General features: G+C 48.3%; 12 protein-coding genes. 4 read left to right on the forward strand and 8 right to left on the reverse strand.

Annotation, left to right across the window (positions count from 1 at the left end; genetic code table 11):
• Positions 1-150: 150 nt before the first annotated feature.
• Positions 151-3309: an MFS transporter gene (locus OXH18_RS13260; RefSeq protein ID WP_268607556.1), complete on the reverse strand. Its 3159-nt coding sequence runs from the start codon at positions 3307-3309 to the stop codon at positions 151-153.
• 330 nt (positions 3310-3639) lie between these two features.
• On the opposite strand from OXH18_RS13260, the gene OXH18_RS13265 reads away from it, so the two are divergent.
• Together OXH18_RS13265 and OXH18_RS13270 are read left to right on the forward strand one after the other, a co-directional pair.
• Positions 3640-4101, forward strand: a complete 462-nt coding sequence (locus OXH18_RS13265; RefSeq protein ID WP_268607558.1) for a DUF4112 domain-containing protein — start codon at positions 3640-3642, stop codon at positions 4099-4101.
• Between the two features lie 337 nt (positions 4102-4438).
• Positions 4439-5710: a pentapeptide repeat-containing protein gene (locus OXH18_RS13270; protein ID WP_268607559.1), complete on the forward strand. Its 1272-nt coding sequence runs from the start codon at positions 4439-4441 to the stop codon at positions 5708-5710.
• Between the two features lie 17 nt (positions 5711-5727).
• Here the strand turns inward: OXH18_RS13270 and OXH18_RS13275 are convergent, their stop codons facing one another.
• From OXH18_RS13275 to psbZ, 7 genes are all read right to left on the reverse strand, one after another.
• Positions 5728-6276, reverse strand: coding sequence for a pilus assembly FimT family protein (locus OXH18_RS13275; RefSeq protein WP_268607560.1), 549 nt, complete (start codon positions 6274-6276; stop codon positions 5728-5730).
• Positions 6277-6409: 133 nt separating this feature from the next.
• Positions 6410-7546, reverse strand: coding sequence for a PulJ/GspJ family protein (locus tag OXH18_RS13280; RefSeq protein WP_268607561.1), 1137 nt, complete (start codon positions 7544-7546; stop codon positions 6410-6412).
• Between the two features lie 23 nt (positions 7547-7569).
• A complete protein-coding gene (locus OXH18_RS13285; RefSeq protein ID WP_268607563.1) occupies positions 7570-8367 on the reverse strand; it encodes a pilus assembly FimT family protein in 798 nt (265 codons plus the stop codon).
• Positions 8368-8626: 259 nt separating this feature from the next.
• Positions 8627-13783, reverse strand: coding sequence for a hormogonium polysaccharide biosynthesis protein HpsA (gene hpsA / locus OXH18_RS13290; RefSeq protein ID WP_268607564.1), 5157 nt, complete (start codon positions 13781-13783; stop codon positions 8627-8629).
• 510 nt (positions 13784-14293) lie between these two features.
• The gene (gene rpmB, locus OXH18_RS13295; protein ID WP_268607565.1) at positions 14294-14530 is read right to left on the reverse strand and encodes a 50S ribosomal protein L28; all 237 of its coding nucleotides are present in this window, start codon (positions 14528-14530) and stop codon (positions 14294-14296) included.
• Between the two features lie 131 nt (positions 14531-14661).
• Positions 14662-15237 (reverse strand): 6,7-dimethyl-8-ribityllumazine synthase, encoded by a 576-nt coding sequence (gene ribH, locus OXH18_RS13300; protein ID WP_268607566.1) that lies wholly within the window; start codon positions 15235-15237, stop codon positions 14662-14664.
• A gap of 66 nt (positions 15238-15303) precedes the next feature.
• Positions 15304-15492: a photosystem II reaction center protein PsbZ gene (gene psbZ / locus OXH18_RS13305; protein ID WP_268607567.1), complete on the reverse strand. Its 189-nt coding sequence runs from the start codon at positions 15490-15492 to the stop codon at positions 15304-15306.
• A gap of 162 nt (positions 15493-15654) precedes the next feature.
• On the opposite strand from psbZ, the gene OXH18_RS13310 reads away from it, so the two are divergent.
• Both OXH18_RS13310 and ftsH read left to right on the forward strand, forming a co-directional pair.
• The gene (locus tag OXH18_RS13310; RefSeq protein WP_268607568.1) at positions 15655-18456 is read left to right on the forward strand and encodes a CBS domain-containing protein; all 2802 of its coding nucleotides are present in this window, start codon (positions 15655-15657) and stop codon (positions 18454-18456) included.
• A gap of 367 nt (positions 18457-18823) precedes the next feature.
• Positions 18824-20782, forward strand: a complete 1959-nt coding sequence (ftsH, locus tag OXH18_RS13315; protein WP_390904325.1) for an ATP-dependent zinc metalloprotease FtsH — start codon at positions 18824-18826, stop codon at positions 20780-20782.
• Positions 20783-20854: the final 72 nt, after the last annotated feature.

Below are 20854 nucleotides of genomic sequence, written 5' to 3' on the forward strand. Positions count from 1 at the left end.
TACAGCCTAAATACGGTCTCGCGACAGAAATGGATGCCTTCCACCATAAAAAACGAAGGGAAGGAATGTTTTACATCCGCGACCCTTCGTTCGACTCTCTGCAATGGTAAAGAATGGCTCAGTAATAGCCAGTTTTCTATTTATCGAGGATTAAATGGCAGCCAGTGCTCCCGCTCCTGCTGCGGCCGCCGCCGACACCAAAGCTGTCAAAAATAACCACCAAGCCGCCGTAGCAGCCGCTTTGCGAGTTTCTTCAACTTGACGCTGAGCCTGGTATTTAACTTCCTCTAGCCGTTGTTGAGCTTCAGTTTGAATTCGTTCGGCTCGCTGCAAAACGCTGTTTCGGGCAGATTCCACTTGGTCAATCAAACGGTTTGCATCGGCTTCAGAAATGTCTTTGCGCGAACTCAGCAGCGCCACCAATGTTCCTCGATCGAACTCACTGAGCCGCTGCCGTAGGGCTTCAAACCCAGCTTGCGGATCGTCAAATAAGGTGCGAATATCCTGACGAATGCCTTCATAATTCAGTTCAGGACGGTTTAGGGAATTGAGGTAATCCCGAATTCTGGCAAAGATGCGATCGATGACACTTTGAATTCGGTATTGAATTTGTCGCATTTGATCCAATACCTGATCGCGAACTGATTCAATTTGCATCACTACGCGATTTGCTTCTTCAGGTGTCATATCAGGACGTTGTGCCAACAGCGCCACCAATGTTGATCGATCAAACCGCGAGAGGCGATCGCTGAGGCTTTGTAGCCCTAATTGCGGTGACTGCAACAGCAATGAAAAGTCGCGCTTAATGCCTTCGGGATTGAGTTCCTCTTTGTCAGTGTTACGCAAGTAGTCCTCAATACTGGCTTCAAAGTCCATTACCTGCTGTTGGGCCCGCAGCGCTAACCGTCTCGGAGATTTGATAATGCGGTTAATGCCCTCTTGCAATTGATCAATCGTATGATTGACTTGAGCTTCACTCATGCCTTCTCGCTGTCCCAACAGTCGCACCAAGGTTTGGCGATCGATTTGCGACAGGCGGCGACGCAATGCTAACGTTCCTTCTTTAGGATCTTCAAGCAACGTAGTTAGATCGCGTTGAATTCCCTCTGGATTCAATTCCTCCAGATTGGTACGTCGCAGATAATCAGCAATAGAATTCAAGGTTTGATCGTATTGCGCTTTAACCTGTTCTGTCAGCACACGAGGCGAGCTTAACAGTGATCTCCAATTGGTTTCAATTTGATCCACAATTTGGTAAGCTTCTGCTTCGCTAATGTCTTCGCGCTGACGAAGCAACTGCACAAGCGTATCGCGATCGACATGAGCGGCTCGATTGCGCAAAGACGATAACCCAAGTTGAGGATCTGAAATCAATAATTGCAGATCGCGCTTGATACCTTCGGGATTTAGTTCTGCCTTGCCTGTGTTTCGTAGATAATCTTCTAACTTTTGCTGCGCCAGGCTCAACTGCTGCTTCGCTTGTTCATCAAAGGATTGAGACTCCCATAGAACGCGATCGCGGGTTGCCTCGAGGTAATTAAGAATAGTTTCAGTTTCCTCGGGGGTGAGGTCTGCCCGTTGCCACAATATTTGCCGTAATGTGTCTCGATCATAAGAGGACAAGCGTAACCGCAGCGTTTCATATTCAGCTTCTTCGTCTTGCAACAGCGCTTTAAAGGCGGGTAGGATGCCATCTTCATCCCCATGCAATTGGTCTCTAGGAGTCAGCGTTAGGTAGGTTCCCACCCGTTGTCGCAGATCCAATGCAATTTCTCGCTCTTTAGCCAACCGGGCAGCTGCAATCACCTCTAGCCGAACAGCGTTTAGAGTATCCGCTAGTTGCTGAATCTTGTCTTGGGTGAAGACACCTCGTGAAGATAACCGCTCCACAAAGTAGTTGCGATCGAGTTGTGATAGTTGATCCGCCACGGCTGCTGGGTCAGCATCCGGATCATATAAAACATCTCGGAACTCCTTGGCAACTCGCTCTGGTGTCATCTGCCAAGAGTAAGCATTCATCAAGTAGTGCTCGACGTCTGTCCGAATGGGACTGTATTGTGACTCAGTTGCTCCCTGCACTTGATCGAGCAACTTGTCTCGCTGCTCACTGAGCCGTTCCGGGGCTGCTTGCAGGCGATTCAGAATCTTCTGAAGATCCAAATCGGACAAATCTGTGCGACCCACCAGTAAACCAATCAGCGTATTCATGCCAAACTGAAGCGTTTGTTGCATGATGCCTTGTCCGCTCGATGGCAACGCAGCCATTCCACGACCAGTATCAGTTTGAGTTGCTCTACCTTGCTCGCGTTCTGCCAGTAAGCGATCGATCTTGGCGTTCAGTTCCTCAACCTTTAACTGTCCAGATTGGGTTGAGCGTAGATAATCTACCAATTCTGCTGTGCTGTCAGGCCTGCGGCGCTGCCCCAATGCTTGTCGCCATGCCCCTTCCAATAAATCGGCTAAACGATTGACTTCCTCACGCGAGAAATCCGTCCGTTTGCTAATCAAATCTAGGAACGTTTGGCGATCGATATGGCGTAAACGATCGTCCTCAGCTAATGTTTGAATGTCGGGATCATTGAGCAAATCTACCAGATCTTGACGGATGCGATGAAAATCGAAACCAGGCAGTTGTAATCGCTGAAAGTAATCTTCGATCGATCGGCGAATACTAGCTGGATCAATCCCTGCTCCCAACTCATTCCGTACCGCAGAGGCCACGGCTTCGGCTGTCGATACCGCTTGTCGCTTAGCAGCTTGACTACCAATCACCGCAGTCGCCGTACCTAAAATAGACTGAAACCCAGAAGTGGCAGCATTTACCACCGAGCCAATTAAAGAACTAACCGTGGTTGAACTAAACCAAACAAGCAGTGAGAAATAGGCTGCCCATATGACTAGCCCAATGATAGCCCCCAGATTTCCACTTGTCACCAAACTGAGTTGCACGGCTAAAAAGCAAGCCGCAAACAAAGCCAGTGTCACAGTAATCAGCGTCCAAATACCCACTGCAAAGCTGATCTTACGAACAGAAATGCCACCACCATCATTATCTTGAGAAGACGAATTGGAACTACGACCCAAGATAGAAATGCCAGCCGCAACAGACAAATTAGTGAACACAAGCTGAAATGCAAATGCTAACAGTAGACCTGACAGCAGTGCAATGAAGAATTGAGGTCCCGAGATCAGTATGGAGGCTGCCTCTGGCGGTGCAGTTCTGGGAATTGGCTCCTGAATTACAGGAGCTTGAGCTATCTGAAACATCGATATAGATAGCCCTTTAAAGATTGTCGTGATTTCCACCATATTCTCTCCTGACTATAAACCAGCTTCTGCTAGCAGCAAGGCGTCATAACCCAACTGTGCTAGACGAGGAAATTTACTCGCGCATCTACGATATACATACCCCTGTAGTTTAAAATCCCCGTCTGAACCGAAATTTGCGTCTCTCTGAGGACAGAACTCTGTGGCTTCAGATCGTTTGAATTAGAGGCAGTTGCGTGAAACTAGGCAACTTGCAATAGGAATGCACAGTATCAAAGACAATGCTAAAAATGCGTTGAAAATCACATGGACGAAGTTCAGTTCTTCCTCGGGATAGAAAAAAGATTTATCCGTCAATGCCATGATAAAAGCATGAATACAGTAGAACGTTTGGCAACGCTTAATCGCATTCGCAGGTTCACTCGGTTAATGGATACGGCCTTTCGAGTCCCCGTACTTGGTATCCGGTTTGGATTAGATCCCATTATCGGATTGATTCCCGGAGCCGGGGATTTGGTGAGCACCATATTCTCTGTTTATTTGATTGTGTTGGCAGCCCGGTTTCAGCTTCCAGCCAAGGCGCTGCGATCGATGATTTTTAACGTTGCTATAGAGAGCACAGTTGGCACGGTTCCTCTACTGGGGGATTTGTTTGATGCGCTATACAAAGCGAATTTGCGCAATCTATCCATTCTAGAGCAACATTTGCAAGCTACAGAGCCAGACCTCGAGCAGCTTGATCCTTTGAATTTATCTAGTGTGAATACGCTGATGCAGCCAGAAGGGACGATTGCTTCTGCTGAAGTGATTGAAGCGAATCAACCAACAGCTTGATGGATTGATGGTGAAGGAAGGTGAAGCCGAGCCGCTTGAGGTAATTTGTAGGACAAGTAATTGTACTGCGTGGCTGAGGTATTAGTGAAACGCGGATGCAGCAGGAACTTCCGCTGAGTCTAAATCTGTGAACATAAAACGATACTTTTCGTTACACAGGAAGAGATATAAATCGGGGGAAATTCACTACACTTAGAAGGCATTGCAAGAAAGGACGCTATATGTGGAGTAGCAGCAGTTGTCCGACTGTGCCCTTTCTATGTAGAGTGTCGGTTTCTCTATTTTTGTACGCCCCAATATTTCACCTGTGGATCGTGGAGATATCAGCACGATGCAAATGCCCCTTTCTCTGAAATTAAAAAACTCTCGATCGTGGTTTGGTTCGCGCCATGGTCGCTGGGGTCGTCGCCGTACTTTTGGTCTAGCCCTGGTTGGTTGTTTGACAACTGGCTTGACTGTTTGGAGCATAACTAAACTTTTCAGTTGGCTAGCCATCCTCTGGGTGTTGGTTCTAGCCAACCGCGATCAGTGGGGGCATATTCTAGCTGAACTCACTATTCCAATTCTGGAGATTACAACTGCTGTTAGCCTTGTCCTATTGGTAATTTGGTCGATTCAAGTTAGACGTGCCGAACAGTTAAGCAACGAATATGCACAGGCGATTGAACAATTGCACGACTGCAAACTAGAGAATCGGTTGGAAGGTGTTCATGCGCTGGGCAGAATTGCCAAGGTGAGGCAAAAAGAACACATCACTGTAACGCGTACCCTGGCAGCATTTGTTCAGTCCCGATCGCCCCTGTCCAGGGAGGTCATGCTGCCTACCCTGCCATCAGAAATGCAGATACTCGCAACAGATATTCAATGTGCTTTAGCAATTATTGGTCAAGTTTATCCACTGCGAGTGAATTCAATGCTGTGGCAACGATGGCAGCTACCGGTATCTTCCGTTTTCTTAGCTTTCTGGCAGTGTTGTGCTTCGTCTAATCAGGCGCGCATTAACTTAGGACTCACGAATCTCTGTAAACTGCGCTTACACAATGCCCATCTCCAAAGCGCAGATCTTTACAAGGTTAGCTTACAAGCCGCGAATCTTTATCGAGCTAATCTTCAACAAGCAAATCTACAAGCGGCGAATCTGCGGCAAGCGAACCTATACCGAGCTAACTTACGAGAGGCAGCGCTACAAGCGGCTCAATTGCAGCAGGCATTTCTGCCTGAAGCCAACTTACAACAGGCTAATCTCTACCGTGCCAATTTGCAACAGGCTGAGTTGCAACGTGCCAATTTACAGCAGGCTGGATTGCAAGATGTCAATTTGCAAGACGCGAATCTTCAGGGGGCAAATTTGCATGGAGCTTTTTTGCCTGATGTCAATTTGCAAGACGCGAATCTTCAGGGGGCAAATTTGCATGGAGCTTTTTTGCATGGAGCTTTTTTGCATGGAGCGACTTTTCACGCTGCTAATTTACACCATGCTAATTTGCACAAGGCGATCGGTTTAACAGACCAACAGTTACAGCAAATGAAGCTATGTCAGACCGTCCTACCTGATGGAACGATTAGCGATCGCGATTGTCTCTTTGTGGTTAAGACAGACTTGAGTTGATTGAGATAACTCTTTGGTCAGTTACAGCGATCGTTGTTGGCGGGCCGCATAGCTCCTAATAACGATTGCACCAAGACACAGCGTTTAGTAGTGGTTGGAGCATTAGTCGCAAAAACGGTAATTTTAATGGGTCGATCGTCGGGATCTGGATTGTTCATCAAATTGGCTACACTACCATCAGCATCAAAGGCAATACAATTTGTATTATTGCAGTGACGATTTGGATCAATAGCGTTATTCTGAATGGCTTGCATTCCTAGCACGCCTGGGCGAATATCATTACCTTCTCCCAAAACAATCGTGGTTTCAGGTGAGTTTTCTGTATTGTCTGTATTGTCATTTCCGATACGGCGAGTAGTAATTTGAGGTGGGTTGGCGGTGGTGTCAAATTTCACAATCCAGACTTGGCGCGATCGAGTGGCTTCGGCTTGGGTTTGCCGCAGGATTTGCAGAATTTGATCTCTGGCTATGTTAGCTCGCCGACTGTTGGCAAAGGCAAACCATCCAGGGGCAGCCATCGCTGCTAGTACACCCACAATAACAATCACAGTAATGAGTTCAACCATCGTAAACCCAGCATTAGTAATAGGTGAGGATTGTTTTTGGAATTGTTTTTGGAACATTTTTATGAGAATTTTTACTTTTTTTAGCTTCAAGTCATACTATGAAATTGATTAATCAATAACTATAAAGATGCAACTACAGGCTTCGATTGAGAATGCCTCTTGTCAGAATTCGGGTTTCTAAAGCGGGTAATTTATCAGCACTACGAGCACCGATCGTGCGGTCATACCCTGGGCGTCCAGATACGCTGCCCTGAAGAAACAAAATTACTTCTTGATTGTCACCTAAACTTAACCCTGGAATGCCTGCTTCGGTAACTCTAGGACGCACGCAGGCATAGAAAGTACGGGCATTCTTTAAGGTACGAGGTGCTGCTTCAATCGCGGTGTTAGACGGAGAGAGAACAAAATTGTCTGGACAGCTTGCTGTTTGAGAGGTGCTTTGATGCCCGACAAAATCCACGAGTGGAGCGGTTGCGCCTCTAGCATCTGGGCGACCTGTCTCCCTGCCATTTCGGTATCGGTAGGTGGTAGCTAAAGTGTCGTCTTGTAAATTTCTGCGGGTGGCATCGGTTATATCTTTATCAAACGGCCAAACATTAAAGTTACTAAACGCTGCTGGATTGACATAGCCTTTGCTGACTTCAGGAGTGGAATTGCCGCTGCTGCTCTTAAACTCAGTGAGGGCATAGCGAACGATGCGGGCTTCCCCAGACCAAATGTTATTATCGTTCGCTATGCTCAATGAGTAAACTACAAGCGCATAGGAAGAGGCAGTTTCGCAATTAATTCCGGTTATGGCAGTTGAAGTCCCTGTTGCATTCATGTTCGCTTGACAATAACGTCGCACAATCTCTGGAAAGGGTTGATGTTTCCAAAAGGCAATGACGGGTACGCTGTTGGTGGTAAGGGAGGCAGGTAAATGCCCTCCATTGGTCAGGGTTCTAAGCTGTTCGCCTGTGTAAACATAAACGGCTTCACGTAGTTCGCTACTAATATAGTCCAAGGCCATTTGCATTTCTCGTTGGGTTTCCGATCGGGACGATTCCCGTTGATCGGTATCCATTAACTGCACCACAATGAACATCAACCCGGCAATGATGCTGCCTCCGATCGCGGTTACAACCAGCACTTCCAGTAATGTAAATCCCTGAGTTGATTGACGACGAGGTTTGCGGAAGAACTGAAATAGGACTCTAAATGTGAATGAACCGGAGATACGAGATAACCAATTACCAGATTGCTCAAGCTTAGATAAATAAGTGTTTTTCATTACTTTTTCACCCTGACGTAGGTTTAGAACGAATCCTGACAGCTTTCAATCTGGCTTCGTTGGGTTCTTTGATAGCCGCACAGAGTTGCATCTTGATCGCCCCAGCTAATGTTGGTATAGAGAACAGCCAACGGGCGCTTTAGCTGATTTCCTTGTCCGTTGGTTAACCCCAATGATGCCGCATCGGTCAGCAACCCCGTGAGGGTTCCACCTGGATTAACTAGGGCGCTGGTAGCACTACTACGACCTGCCAATAGGGAGTACACTCGCACTCCTAACTCAAAGGACGATGGGCGTTGTTGTCCAATTTGCTCGGCTTGACTCGTCGAACCAGTGGTACGAAACACTTGCATCATGAAATCTGCTTTGCAGTCAGCGTCAATATCCACCATCAACGCCGTTGTGGCGGACACTGGTGTTCCGTTATGGCGAGAACACCCACTGGTAAGGCTCGTCCGAATTTGGGATGAGGCTCTGTTAGGAGCACCCGCGTCCTGAAGCCGACCACCGGGCGGGTTAATTACAGCAGGCAAGTTTCCTGGTGTGTGTTGCTGGAGTGCCACTAAATTACGAATCCGATCGACTTCCCCTTGAGCTAGTTGCAGGGCTTGTTCGGCGCGGCGTGTCTGTACACGGGTGGCGGTAGCAATAAACAGCGGAGGCAGCACCAGTCCGATCGTTAATCCCATCACAGCAACGGCCATCAAGCATTCTAGTAGCGTTAGTCCTTGTTCACCTGAGCCAGGAGGAAAGGTATTCGACATTCGGGACAAAAGAAGGCGCTGTGGCAAATTGCGGGTTTTACGTGACGGTTCAAACATGATCATGGCTCTTTTCAACAGATGCAGTCGGAATTAAGAGGTTGTTTGAAAAGAAACAAACGATTTGCAGTCGCCTTCTGTGGCAATAGATAGCAACGTGATACCAATTTAAGATTGAGAACGTGGCAGATTGGGTAAGGGCGATTCGCGAATCACCCTTACAAGTGGTTCGTTTGTCGCGAAGATTGTTTAAAGCGGTATGGGGATAATTCATGAATCAATAGGGGCATCGCGAAATGCCCCCTGATGCGTCTGCGGTTTAGCGACCAGTGCAGCTTGTGGCGGTCTGAGCGCACTGTCTCAATAGTTGAATGTAGGGATCGTTAGCAGGCGGTTCACTATAGAATTCGCTGCGGGTGGCATCCGGAGAGCGGAATCGTTTAGCAACTGGCCCTGGCTGTGCATACTTCAGCGCTACATCAAATCCCCACCGCCGGTTGGGTGCTCGGTAGTAGGCAATCCATTCATTGGCGGCATTGGAACCCGCCGTTGGAGCAGGTTGAGACGCTTCAATTTGCTCCTGGTCGTAGGGGGCTGTGGCGTAGGTGCTGAAGTTGAGTTGAACCATCGCTCCCGACAGGAAAAACTCTCGACCTTCCCAATTTTCGATAAAGCGCGGGAAGTTATGCAAACCTCCATAGGACTGCCCAACACGAGATGGCACGATACCGCTAATCATGATCATGTTCATTTGAATGCCAGAGGGTGTGCGCACCAGCGTTCGATCGGATGAGTTGTTGATATTCATATAGTCATCAGTGCTGCCATCATAAGGACGAACCTGTTTATTCTCTGTAATGACTAAGGGTACGCCATTTGTAGAGAAGACAATCGGAGAAGTACCTCTAAAGAAAGGCAGGGGGTTGCCAAGCATTGCTCGCCAATAGGAATCGACTAAGTTCGATCGAATCCATCTGACGCCGTTTCTTCCAGGAACTAATCGGGTTGGGCGGTTCATGTTCATGTAGGACGTGGACTTATCGTTTGCGCCTTCTGCCGGACAGCCATAGCGATTCTGTAAGTCAGCCTGCCTGAGTTGGTTGCTTAAAGAAGCCGCACCCGCACTAATCAAAGCATCTTCAATGCTGCCATCGCAGAAATCGGGAGATAGCAACGTGACCGCATCGGCTAGGATTTCGGCAGGACGCCACTGATCTTTCGTTCGATCGGCAAAGTCGGTTTCTAGTGTTTTGCGATCGTAGAATTTGTGTAGTGTTACTCCACCGCTATTGCCTTGTTCTTCAAAGTTGGCGGTATTGAGTTTTTCTTTGAACTCTTCTAGTCCATCAGTACGCGCAAAACTGCTGACATTCGCTCCTCGATGCAGATTGAAGTGTCCTTGAATGTAAGCAGGGTTATCCGTAATGAAGGAAAGTCCACGTCCCTTTGAATTCGCTGCATGATTCATCGACGTTCCACGCCACAGGGCTGCACCATTACGTAAGCGGAAACCATGCGGACGCCGATCGGGATCGGGAAAGTAATCGACGGGCTTGGGGGTAATGCCGCGTGGGCTAAGCGGCGGATCGAAGGAAAACAAGGCTGGTTGGGCGCCAGTTTGCATTTGACAGCTTGGCTCGGATAGCAAAGCATCACCCGCGCTACAGGCTTCCCAGGTGTTACGATTCGGACGAACAATGTGCGCTTCTGAAACGGCGTCTTCCCGATAGGCGTAAATAATGCCACTTTCAGGCAGCCAATAGTCAGACCCTACAGGGCTAGTTCGCATCAGATCAAGATCAAGATCGAGAGCGCGAACACTCATCATTTCTCGCCCATTGTAGAAAGCAGAATCTTTGAAGGGAACTCGATAAAGTAGCCCTGCAACTGGAGTGGTGTCATTTGGGCTAACGTTTCTGGAGCAGGCAACTTTGTCTCCATTCCCATTAGCTGCACAGACTTTGATAAGATTATAAATTTTTTCATTATCCGTTCGTCGCGTTGGAGTAATACCCTCACCAACACTGACCATTGGTAATGTCCAATTTCTTTCAAACCCCATACTTGAACCAGGAAGTATCAAAGGTTTCGCTGCAATGTTAGAAATTTCTGTAGCGCTTAACGCTCTGTAGGTAATGTTGGCATTAGCAGAGTTAAGATAGTTGTAGCTGCGATCGTTATTGTCCCTGTGATCGCGCACCATCGATCGAACATTTTCTTCTGCTTCACCTGGTAGCAAGGTTCGAGCAGGGGGATTGCTATTTCCTACATCTCCATGATCAAATAGTGGAAATAGAGAAAACAGGATAGGGTAACGAGGTCGATCGGAACATAGCCGCATTAAAGGTTCCTTCAACGCTGTAGCTCTGTAGGCAGACTGTTTGCCATCTGGAGTTGCATTTGCCAACGTCTCGTACCAGCCATAGCAGGCATCTGAGAACTTATTGCCATAGCTAGGTACATTCACGGTTCCCAAATTACCTACGAAAGTATAGCTACCCACAAACCCCCACTTTCGATCGCGCTCTACTTGCTCTTTAGTGATAATCAGCCGTGCTAAATTAATTTCTCTAGTCAATCTAGCTGCTGGACTGTTAGAGGTGTCCAAACTGCTACCACTAGATGAACTGCTCGCTAGAAGTGAATCACGCCAAAATTCCAAGAGTCGAAGATAAGTTTCTGGATTGCTGGAACCTTGAGAAGGCGTATCATCAATCCAAGTCATTGATTTCATTTCATCCTGTATCAGTTGTCGGACAGGTTCTGGAATTTCCTCAGCACCACCTCGGCGATATTTAGCTGGTACTGTCACCCTAGCCGCAGAAGGTTCACCAGAGTTACCGTTTTCAATATTGCTCGATCGAGTATCGTAAATCAAAGCATCGATAGCACGAATATGCCCCCGCAGCCCTTCAAAATAATCGTCCGTAAGAGGAGGATTACTAGGAAGTGCAGCATTAGAGGGAAGAGCTTTACCAAGAACATCGGTAAGAGCAGGAGCATTGTAGTCAAACTTGTTGAGGTAGTCGAGATTGTAGGCCAACATGCCTAACATGCAAGCAGCTGTATGGAGGGTGGTTCGATCAGCCGGGCTAAGTGTACCAGAATTTGCGTACAAACCAACAGAAGTGATGCCATCTGGTCTGTTTACGCTAGCTGTTTCCGAATCTTCATCCACTTCATCAGAAGAACTACCACTGACGGCTCGACCATCTAGAATGCTACGCAGCATAGAAAAATCACCCCACATGGACATAGCAGGGAAAGGATGCGGCACACCCCCTCGAGATAAACTACCCTGTTCTGCCTTGAAAGATGGAGCACCTCCCAACGGATCGCCAGTAAAGTATGCTAGGTTTCCCAAAGCTTTTTTCAACGTAGCATTCTGGTAAAACTCCCGCTCACTAAAATTACCTGGCATGGAATATTGCCAGCCATTTGTACCTTGCCCTCGAAAGAAGTCACTAATCACCCTTCCATCTTGGTTATAAGGGGCTGCGAAACCGTCTTTGATGCCAAACGCTAGGTTTTCAAACGTGGCGCTTTTTTCCAACGTTCCCATTGTGCCAGGGTGAACCGTGGTAGCTATACAGGCTGCCGGGAAGTTGCGGTTTTGAGCGCTATGATAAACAGCCGTAGCTTGCACCGCAGCAAGGTTATCCCAGAGTGATTTGCGCTGTCGAGCTTCATTACAGCGAGTACCTGTGCATCCTCCGGTCCACGGACGCAGAGGTTCGTTTTCCAGTTTAGCTACGTTCTCTCGATCGATCGCATCAGTGCTAGCAGGGCCACCCCAGCCTGCTGGATCGCCCAATTCCAACCGTTGTCCTACAATAATCCGAACGCCATCTTTGCGGGCTTGACGTTCCCAGTAACCATCCAACCCTTCTCGTAGATCAGTGAGTTTGCGGCTGCCTGTGATTGTTTCACCGATCTTATGTGGAATCAGTTCGCGGGTGTAGTCAAACCGGGGTTTAGGGCCATAGCGATCGTCAGCGCGGAAGGTGTCGTCTAAATACGGCGGCGACAACTTTAGGTTCAGCATTCGTTTACCAAGATTGCTTGTTTCCCAGCCATTGCGACGATTATTGCGAGGATCAGTGACAATTCGCCCCACCGAAACATCTTCGGTGTGCAATTTCAGCGGATCAAGGGCAAAAGCGACTGGCCCACTGGCATGATCGCTAACAGAATCAGTCGTAGGGCTTAGGGATTGATTGCGCGGATCGGGGGGCGCATTTTCTGTCTTGAAGATATCGAACGTAGACCCGCTAGAGAACCTGTTATCGCGAATGGTGCCTGCCACAAATTGTCCTTGAAAGTCAGGAATGGTACGATCGCTGCTATCTTTAATATCCGGTGTCGTCATTTGAGACGCATCTTTTTTATAAAGACACGAGAACTGAGAGCTAACCAAATACGACTTGAACCTATCAGCAACAAAGTAGTTGCCTTCGGTATGCATGGCTCCATTCCAGAAAAAATCTGGCCCTGGATAAATCTCTAGATCATTACGAAACCAGGCAGCCCAGCGAAATCCTTGATTGGCTTGTCGATCTTGCTGAAACTCTAACGTGGCAATGCTACTACCGGGTATAGCGTTACCTTCTGGGCCGTCGATCGGCAACACATAGGCATCGACCTGAAAGTTCTTCCGCACCAGCGTCGTATCAACTGGATCTTCAAACCAGCCAGTACCCTCAATCTCAGGAGCATTTCCAGTACCTCCAACATTGCGGACGCAAGCAGGATTTGTTTGAGTATTGCTGCTCAGCGGTGCATTACGCACCAGAAGCCGACGAGCACGTCTTTGTATCGTTGCATCAGTAGAGTCACGCAACGACAATTCTGTATCAGCGGCATTCCCTTCATCCGGTTTATCAAAAATGATGGAATAGACAATGCGGCTATCGTTGACCCCATCTCCATCGCGATCGGTTTCATATTTCCAGGCATTGTCTTTTTTGCCGTCTCCATTGATGTCAATCCGAACTTCACTTTTTTCTGGATCTTCATCGACAAAGGTATAGGGATCAACCGCGTCATTATCAAACGGATAGTGTGGCACACCATTAGTTCCATCATTGAGCATCATGCCCAAAAGGGTATTTTCATTGGGAACTCCTGCAAATCGCCGATCGCGGTTAGAGTTAAACAAAAACTCAAGCTTAGACTTGGCCCGCTCAATCGCAGGCGTAGCAGCGTTGTAAATTACCCGCTGCTGTCGCTCAATGGTGGCTTGCTGCGATCGGGTATACGTGCGGTAGCTGATGGCTCCCACCGTTAATGTCACCACTAGCAGTAGTAAAACCGTGGTTGGCAAAACGAAACCAGCTTTCGACGCAAACGGGTTGCTGCCTAAGATAATTAAACCGCGCAGAAGCCAGCGAATGATTCCCTTGGTTGCGGTATGAGCCATGTCGCACATTTGCCTAAAAAAGAGGTAGATGGCTCGGGTAATCTTCGGGGTTGACATAGCTGCCTTCCTGATTAAACAGAATATCGAGAAGAACGAACAAAGACGACAAAACAATGGGCACAGGCTGAATGAACCTGTGTTGCCGACGGTATTGATCAAACAAAAGAGATACTAATGTGCGATGGGCAATCTCAAATTAGGCTGAGGAACTACAGGATATAAATGAAACAGTGCCTATCTGATGCAACTTATACTGCCCGTTTAAAGTAAAAAAACGATCACCTGAAATCACCGCAGATTAGCGACGTTGAGTGATCGTTTGAGAAAAAATGAGCTGAGGAAATTACGTAGCGCTTATATTTTTTTACACAAGCAGTAATAGTGAAGTTGAACCAGTTCGGCTTTAGTGTTGAGAGAGTGTTAAGAGCAGGGATGAGTCGCACTCTCTAGATAAACGCCAATCTGAGCTGGCGATTGCTATACCCTTCAGTGAGGCGGGCATAGCCTACCCCACAGAAGGTTCGATCGAACCACTTGAGCGTATTGTAAGGTTGATCAAAACGGTGTCTAGTACTTGCTGAGGTCGATACCCGCTTCTTTTGCCATGGCTGCCAGACCCTTGCGCTCCAGCGTTTTGATAGCTTTAGTAGAAAGCCGCAACCGTACCCAACGCTTACCTTGGGGCCACCAAATTCGCTTTTCTTGCAAGTTGGCTTCCTGAAGCTTCTTGGTACGACGGTGAGAGTGGGAGATGGCGTAGGCATTGTTGGCGGTTTTACCCGTTAAATCACATTTGCGAGACATAGCAGTTTGGGAGTGGATGGACACGATCCACCATTATAGAGCGTTATGAGTTAAGTTAAGAGACATTCACGAGAATGCCATGATCGGCACACATTCAACTAGCACATTCAACTAAAAACGAGCAGTATGGTTCAATCCGAAGAGTCGCTTGGAACTGCGCTTTTAAGGGAACCAGGCAAGCTCTGCGAATTGGCACTAGCCAGACTATTATTTTGCAAATCAGGATTTAGCGTTCTAACTTGACGCATCAGGTTAGCCATTTCGATCGCATTCATGGCATAGTCCCAGCCCTTATTGCTTTTTATCCCAGCTCGCTCTAACGCTTGTTGCATGGTATCGGTTGTTAGAATGCCAAAAACCACAGGAACGCCCGTTTGGAAACTTGCGGCGGCAATTCCTTTAGACACCTCTGCGGCAACATAGTCAAAGTGTGGCGTAGAGCCTCGAATGACTGCTCCTAGGCAAATGATGGCATCATAACGGTGTGTGAGCGCCAGTTGACGAGCCACCAACGGAACCTCAAAACTACCAGGAACCCAAGCATAATCGACTTGTGTTCCGTGTGGGTCTGGATCGATTCCGTGACGCTTTAAGCAGTCTTGACAACCCTCTAACAATTTGCCGGTTACAAGGTCATTAAATCGACCAATGACAATCGCAAATCGCAGAGGTTCAGTATGAGTGAATGTGCCCTCAAAAATGGCCATATTCTCGAATAGAATTTTCGCTAAAGGTCTAGCCTCAGACAAAACGCCTCAGGCTCTACCTTTAGCCTAAACCACAAAGTAGTTGAGTCCGCCAACCAACAGCACTAGCAGTACCCAAAGCCCTGATCCTAAAAAGAGTAAACGCTTGTTTTGATCCCAATTTTGAGGGCTAGCATAAGCAACTGGAACCGCGACCACCATTACAAACGATAGAATAACCAAAGCTGCTAAAGCAATTTGGAACAAAATCGACATTTTTATCCTCCCAATACAGCGCGAGTGATGACAACAGAATTTTGAGTCTGCTGTTCGATCGCCTCTCAGTAGTAAGCTATCAGAAATTGACACCCAATTGGAGCAGGATAAGGGATAAAGGATGAAGGATAAAAATATTTCTTTAGACTTTAGCCTTTCATCATGGATCTGATTCTCTGCCACACAACAGCAGATTTTGACACGCTTGGAGCGGCCGTGGGATTAACACAGTTGTATCCGAGTGCCAGGATTGTGTTGACAGGGGGCTGTCACCCTACGGTACGTAATTTTTTGGCATTGCACCGGGATGAATATGCTTTGATTGAACGGCGATCGGTCAACCCAGAAGCAATTCGTCACCTGATTGTGGTAGATACTCAGTGGCGCGATCGCATCGGCAAGGCGGCTGAATGGCTAGATCTACCGAACGTTGAGGTGACAGTCTACGATCATCACATTCATGCCCAAGGGGATATTGAGGGCACCCATCGGCACATTGAACCCGTTGGGGCTGTAACAACTCTAGTGGTAGAAGCCTTACGAGAATTGGATGATTGTGACGCTGGGACTCCTAGCTTAACGCCAGCGGAAGCCACGGTGATGGCGTTGGGAATTCACGTGGATACAGGATCGTTAACCTATGACCATGCCACCGTGCGAGATGCGGCTGCTTTGACCTGGTTAATGGAACAAGGAGCAAATTTGCGGGTTTTGGGGGAATATGTAGAGCCGGGGTTATCGGCCCAAATGCAAGATTTGCTAAGTGTAGCTCTGGAGAATTTAACGACTGAAACGGTAGAAGGCTACACCTTGGCGTGGGTGCTATTGCCGATTGAGGAATATATTCCCGGTTTATCTAGTTTGGCATCGCGGTTGATCAGCTTAACCGAAGCTGATGTGTTGCTGCTAGGAGCCTACGACAGCGTGGGAGACGAAGAGCAGCGGTTAGTCATCATTGGTCGATCGCGTGGCAGTGCTGGCTCTAGATCGACAACGTGGATCAACCTTGGTGAACTATTTCAACCATTGGGTGGCGGTGGGCATCCTCGGGCAGCATCTCTGACCTTGCGCAGTGCTGATCCAGACGCCGTGATGGCAGATCTATTGGCGCAGTTGCGATCGCAAATTCCTCGACCGCCCATTGCCAGAGAGTTAATGTCCTCCCCCGTGCGCACGATCCTGCCAGACACAACGATTCGAGAAGCCCAACGCATTCTTTTGCGCTATGGCCACTCTGGTTTGTCGGTAGTAGATGCTAATGGTCACTTAGTGGGTATTATCTCGCGCCGAGATCTGGATATTGCCTTACATCACGGATTTGATCATGCCCGCGTCAAAGGCTACATGACGACTAACCTCAAGACCATCACACCCGACACCACGTTGCCTGAGATCGAGTCCTTGATGGTGACCTATGATATCGGTCGGTTGCCCGTCCTCGAAGACGAGCAATTAATTGGGATTGTCACTCGCACAGATGTGTTGCGGCAATTACATCAAGAGCGGGCAGTGGAACAACAGAGAATAGGCAGAAGGCAACCAGCAGAGCTGAATGGTTCGATGCCTGATGTCCCATCTTTTCGTGATTTTTGCCTACTGCCTAGAGTTGTTCGAGAATTACTGCACGATCGTTTGTCACCTGCCTTGTGGAACTTGTTGATGGCGATCGCCAAACAAGCTGAAGTCCGAGGTTGGCAGCTTTACTTGGTGGGAGGGGCCGTGCGCGATTTACTGCTGTCTGGCACAAACAACAGTAAACAAGCCCAATCTTCTCTGCCGGATATTGATTTAGTGGTGGATGGCTTTCATCAGACGGCAGATCAGGCGGCTGGGGTGGAACTGGCCCGATCGTTACAGCAGACGTATCCTGATGCTCGATTGCAGGTACATGGGCGGTTTCAAACGGCGGCTCTCACTTGGCACAATCACCCAGAGTTTGATTCATTGTGGGTAGACATTGCCACGGCTCGTACAGAATTCTATCCCTATCCAGCAGCCAATCCCGAAGTAGAAGCCAGTTCCATTCGTCAAGATTTGTATCGGCGCGATTTCACAATTAATGCGCTAGCGATTCGGCTGACACCCCCACGAGTCGGAGAAATGCTAGATTTCTTCGGCGGGCTATTAGATCTGAAAGCTAAACAGATTCGGGTGCTGCACGCCAATAGCTTTATTGAAGATCCAACTCGAATTTTTCGGGCGGTGCGCTTTGCTGTGCGGCTTGGGTTTGCCATTGATCCTCAAACCGAAGGTTATATTCACCATGCCATCGCTAGTGGGGTATACCATCGCATTCAACTGGAGATGGAAAAGACACCAGCCCTACAAACTCGTCTGAAGCAGGAACTGAAGTACATTCTAGAGGCTCCCTATTGGAAATCAGCGGTGCGCTTACTGTCTGACTTAGGAGCCATGTGCTGCATTCATTCCAATCTGCACCTGGATGATCGCCTATGGTGGCAATTGCGGCTGGTCGATCGCTGGCTACGAAGATTTGATACCAATCACACCCTAGAACAGTGGTTAGTATTGCTGGAAGTATTGCTAGCGCAATTAGCAACGCCCGATCGCGTCAAAGTAGCCGAAAATTTGCAACTACCTGCTGATAGCATCGAGCGATTGCGCTCCTTGGATCAGATTCAAGCCAACCTCATGGCGAATCTGCCTGCTTGCTTCCGTCCTAGCCAAATTTATCAACACCTCCATCCATACAATCTACCCACCCTAACGTTGCTGGCCGTCCTGATGCCTCGTCATACCCGTCGGCAAATTTGGCACTATTTAACTCACTTGACAACCGTTAAACCTCCGATCGACGGCAATGACTTGAAAGCGATGGGCTATAAACCCGGTAAGCAGTATAAACCAATGCTAGAGGCCCTGCTGAACGCCACACTGGATGGAGAAATTCACGATCGATCGCAGGCAGAAGCGTTTCTACAGGCAACCTTTCCCTCACCCTAGCTATGAAATCACCCTCACGAATCATTCCATCGACGGCACAAAGAACAGATGATTTCAGTCAAACTCTTTCAGTCAAACTAAGTGTAGCGGGTTGAGATTGCCCATTGAGAAATATGATTTCTTCATAAATTTGTGGCGTAACCTCAGCGATTCCCCTACTGCTTAACAACCGTAGTTACGATAGGTAAGGTTACACTAGTTTTATAGGTGGCTATCAGATCAGTTCGATTTTGATGTTGATCTCGATGGCTAAGCTAAGGGTTGGATACCGACAGTAGGTTAGGCAAGAGTTTAACTACTGTGTCTGTATCCAGACATCTAAGTGAATCAAAGACTGGCTATAGCGGACGGCAAAGGGCAACGACGTATGAAGCAGGTTGAAAACAACGCGCCAACTCGCTCTCTGGCTTTGAGAGGCAAATCCTCTGAGAGAGGTCAGAAGTCGCACAATAGACTAAGAGGCTCTCTGGTAACTGGAACAGTAACAGCGCTGTGGCTGATGTTACAAGCTGCGATCGCCAGCCCTCCCAGTTTGGCTCAGCAGAATAATAACGAAGCACAGAACCAGACGAGTTACAGCGAATTATTACAAGACATAGAAGCTGGACGGGTTAGCCGAATTGAAATTGACCCAGTACGGGGTCTGGCGGAAGTCCATCTGAAAGGGCAGCCTGAAAACGCGGCGCGTGAGGTAGTCCTGTTTGCAGACGAAAACCCAGAGCTATTTGAAGCCGCTCGTCGCAATAATGTCGATTACGATGTTCAACCGTCCGCTGATAGCAGTGCCATTGCTGGCTTGATTTTTCACGGCATGTTGGCATTTATTGCCATTATGATTCTCTTGATGTTTTTGCGTCGCACCAGCAATGCGTCCGGTCAAGCGATGAACTTTGGTAAGTCTAAGGCCCGCTTCCAAATGGAGGCCAAAACTGGCGTTCTATTTGACGATGTCGCTGGCATTGAAGAAGCCAAAGAAGAACTGCAAGAAGTGGTCACCTTCTTGAAAAAACCAGAGCGCTTTACCGCCGTGGGAGCCAAAATTCCTAAGGGTGTTCTCCTAGTTGGACCACCGGGAACGGGCAAAACATTGCTCGCCAAGGCGATCGCCGGGGAAGCAGGAGTGCCCTTCTTCAGCATTTCTGGCTCTGAGTTTGTGGAGATGTTTGTGGGAGTGGGAGCTTCTCGTGTCCGCGATTTATTCAAGAAGGCGAAGGAGAACGCCCCCTGCATTGTGTTTATTGATGAAATTGACGCCGTGGGTCGGCAGCGTGGCACAGGAATCGGCGGTGGCAATGACGAGCGTGAACAAACCCTCAACCAGTTGCTGACCGAGATGGACGGGTTCGAGGGCAACACGGGCGTCATCATCATTGCTGCTACCAACCGTCCCGATGTATTAGACCAAGCCCTGTTGCGTCCAGGTCGCTTCGATCGCCAAGTTACAGTTGATTTGCCCAGCTATAAGGGCAGATTGGGCATTCTAGAAGTCCATGCTCGCAATAAGCGCCTTGATCCCAACGTGTCTCTAGAAGCGATCGCTCGACGGACGCCGGGTTTCTCTGGAGCCGAGTTAGCTAACATGTTGAACGAGGCTGCAATTTTGACAGCCCGCCGCCGTAAAGACTCCATCACCATCCTAGAAGTGGACGATGCGATTGATCGAGTGACAACGGGTATGACGCTGGCTCCTCTAATGGACAGCAAAAAGAAGCGTCTGATTGCCTATCACGAGGTGGGTCATGCTCTACTTATGACCTTGTTGAAGAACTCTGATCCCCTGAATAAAGTCACGATCATTCCACGATCGGGCGGTATTGGCGGTTTTGCTCAACAGACCTTTAACGAAGAGATGATTGACAGCGGACTCTATACGCGAGCCTGGCTGTTGGATCGAATCACGATCGCGTTGGGGGGGCGAGCCGCCGAAGAGGAAATTTTTGGCGATTCTGAGGTTACCGTTGGTGCTAGCAATGACATTCAGGTAGTCGCCAACTTGGCACGAGAAATGGTGACGCGCTATGGCATGTCAGATCTGGGCCCCTATGCTTTGGAAAGTGGCAATAGCGAGGTTTTCCTGGGTCGAGATCTCATGTCTCGTAACGAATACTCAGAGGAAATTGCCACCAAAGTCGATCAACAAGTGCGAACGATCGCCATGCACTGCTATTCCGAAGCCCGCCGTATTATCCGTGAGCATCGAGAACTAATCGACAAACTCGTTGATCTGTTGCTGGAACAAGAAACAATCGAAGGGGAACAGTTCCGTCAGATTGTGGCTAAGCACACGCCGCTACCTGAAAAGCAATTAGCAACGCAAAGCAACTAAGCAAGAAGGATAAACAGGAAGGATAAAGGATGAAGGCTTAGACGCTCTCTTTTCCCTAAACATTAGCCTTCC

This window comes from Thermocoleostomius sinensis A174 (assembly GCF_026802175.1).
In the GTDB taxonomy this organism is placed as follows: Bacteria; Cyanobacteriota; Cyanobacteriia; order Elainellales; family Elainellaceae; genus Thermocoleostomius; species Thermocoleostomius sinensis.